The organism is Clostridium sp. AM25-23AC (genome assembly GCF_003435125.1).
Classification (GTDB): domain Bacteria; phylum Bacillota; class Clostridia; order Lachnospirales; family Lachnospiraceae; genus Pilosibacter; species Pilosibacter fragilis.
The window spans coordinates 1-2,903 of sequence record NZ_QWGI01000010.1 but is presented as its reverse complement, the minus strand read 5'-3'; the positions used below and the strand labels follow the sequence as shown (position 1 = coordinate 2,903).

Here is a 2,903-nt window from a genome sequence, read left to right as displayed (position 1 = left end):
TAACTGATTTTGCCGATGCTTCGCATTCCAAATCGGCAAAATCCACTATCACCACTGTATTGTACGGGATTTTCAGTTTAGAAAATTCCTACTCGTGTACAGCAACACTTTACACAGATTTTACATTCTTTTACCGGAGCGTGATTGTTCGTTTCTTTTTTCTGCTATATGATATAGAAGTGAAAATGAGAGAAAAAAGAAAGAGCAGTCACGAGCTGGGTCGACTGCGGCAGAGGAAAAAGAATATGACATATAAGGAAATCAAGAAAAACGAGGAAGTTTTAGCTTACCTGAAAAAAGGAAACGACAATCTGGGGACTATGGGATTTACAGATCATTCGGACGCGCACTGCGCGATGGTTGCGGAGCGGGCAGCAATGATCTTAAAGAAATTCGGTTACTCAGATCACGATATCGAGCTGGTGAAGATCGCCGGTTTCATGCATGATATGGGAAATGCGATCAACCGGCATGCCCATGCGGAGTATGGTGCCCTTCTGGCATCCCAGATCCTGGAAAAGACGGATCTTCCGATCACAGACCGCGCGATCATCGTCTCCGCGATCGGAAACCATGATGAGTCAACGGGCGGAGCCGTAGATCCGATCTCCGCGGCGCTTATCATCGCCGACAAGACGGATGTACGCAGAAACCGCGTCCGCCAGAAGGAGATGGCATCCTTTGATATCCACGACCGCGTAAACTATGCGGTTACAGAGGCAAAATTAAAGGTAAATGAGGAAAAGAAAGTGATCACCCTGAACCTGAAGATTGACGAAAACATCTGCTCCATGCTGGAGTACTTCGAGATCTTCTTACAGCGCATGCTCATGTGCCGCCGTGCGTGTGAAATGCTCGGAGCGAAATTCAAGATGACGGCGAACGGAAGTAAGATCGTATAAAATAAAATATGGAATATGCATCAGAGACACTCTTGGAACAGACCGTAATCGGCCTGTACTGAGAGTGCTTTTTTGTAACAGGAAATTCCGGCAGAATACGAGTGGAGTGAAATGATTCAACTTGCATGTGCAAATGCCAGATGGTAAAATGAAGAAAACAGCACAGGGAAAGGAGGAGATACATATGACAGAGCTTTTGAAACTTCCGGTAGGAATCGAAAATTTCGAAGAAATAAGAAGAGATAATTTCTATTATGTAGATAAAACAAAATTGATCGAACAGCTTTTGAGCCAGTGGGGAAAGGCTAACCTATTTACACGCCCGCGGCGTTTCGGAAAGTCACTGAATATGAGTATGCTCCGCAGCTTCTTTGAAATTGGGGCGGACCCTGAACTTTTCCGGGGATTGTATATTTCGCAGAAGTCAGCACTATGTGAAAAATATATGGGTCAGTTTCCTGTGATCTCCATCAGCCTGAAAGGTGTAAATGCCAGTGATTTTTCAGGTGCCTGCAGCAGCCTTGTAAAAATCATGAATGCAGAGACGAGGCGGGCATTTATTTCCCTGGATAGCCAGAAACTCAGTGATGTCGACAAAAAGCTGTTTGAAGAATTAATGGACCGCGGTATGACGCAGGATACACTTGTATACAGTTTAAAGGAACTTTCGGAATTGCTCGAACGAAGCTATGGCAGAAAAGTCATTGTCCTTATTGATGAGTATGATGTTCCGTTGGCAAAGGCAAATGAGAATGGATATTATGACGAGATGGCATTGCTGATTCGGAACTTATTTGAGAATGTTCTGAAAACAAATGATAGTTTGAAATTTGCGGTCCTGACTGGGTGTCTGCGTGTCGCCAAGGAGAGTATATTTACAGGACTTAATAATTTTAAGATATTTCCAATCACAAAAGTTGCATTTGATGAATATTTCGGTTTTACAGACGATGAAGTGAGAGATATGCTTCACTATTACGAATTGGATTCGGATTATGAAACAGTAAAGAACTGGTATGATGGATACCGATTCGGAAAAGCGGATGTTTATTGTCCGTGGGATGTGATCAATTATTGCAGTGACCATATTGAAGATCCATATCTTCCGCCTCAGAATTATTGGCTGAATACAAGCGGAAATGAAATGATCTACCACTTTATTGATGGACTGGAAGATCAGACGGGAGTAACGAAAGAAGAACTGGAACTTCTTGTCAATGGTGGTTCGGTTCAAAAAAATATTAATCAGGAACTTACCTATAAGGAATTGTATTCATCTATGGACAATCTCTGGAGTACTTTGTTTATGACAGGGTATTTAACGCAGAGAGGGGAACCGGTTGGAAACCGATATGATCTGGCAATTCCAAATCAGGAGATCCGCAACATCATCACAGAACATATTTTGCAAATGTTCCAGAAAAATGTAAAGAACGATGGAACGATGGCCGATTCATTCTGCAGCGCATTGGAAGCGGGAAATGCAGAACAGGTAGAAGCTCTATTTACAGAATATATGAGACAGACGATCAGTATCAGAGACACTTTTGTACAGCACTCGCGGAAAGAAAACTTTTATCAGGGAATCCTGCTTGGAATTCTGAGTTATAAGAGTGACTGGATCGTCAGATCCAACCGGGAGTCAGGGGACGGATTCAGTGATATTACGATCCGGATCTCAAATTCTGGCACAGGAATTGTTATTGAAGTGAAATATGCGGAAGCAGGCCATGAGAAAGAAATGGTTCAAAAAGCGTTAAAGCAGATACAGGATAAAGACTATGGATATGAGTTTCGACAGGAAGGGATGAAAAGAATCCTGTATTATGGAGTCGTATGCAATAAAAAAACATGCATGGCAGAAGTACTGGAAAGGTAAGAATTGTATAAAATGTAAAGGGATCTTGCAGGCAGCAGAATGTTTGGTATTAGGAGTTAAATATTCGTTGTAAACGCAAGATTTGTTGTGGTCAAGCTTTTTTGTAACACTTGTGGCTAAAA

The 2,903-nt window shown here is 42.2% G+C and carries 2 protein-coding genes; both read left to right on the top strand.

From position 1 onward, the window contains the following. Positions 1-245 precede the first annotated feature (245 nt). Positions 246-902, top strand: coding sequence for an HD domain-containing protein (locus tag DW677_RS07635; protein WP_117469133.1), 657 nt, complete (start codon positions 246-248; stop codon positions 900-902). A gap of 184 nt (positions 903-1,086) precedes the next feature. Next, a complete protein-coding gene (locus DW677_RS07630; protein ID WP_117551736.1) occupies positions 1,087-2,781 on the top strand; it encodes an AAA family ATPase in 1,695 nt (564 codons plus the stop codon). Positions 2,782-2,903 lie beyond the last annotated feature (122 nt).

Bases quoted from the DNA above. Each gene is read 5' to 3' on its own strand.
- DW677_RS07635 (WP_117469133.1), top strand. From the start codon at position 246: ATGACATATAAGGAAATCAAGAAAAACGAGGAAGTTTTAGCTTACCTG.
- DW677_RS07630 (WP_117551736.1), top strand. From the start codon at position 1,087: ATGACAGAGCTTTTGAAACTTCCGGTAGGAATCGAAAATTTCGAAGAA.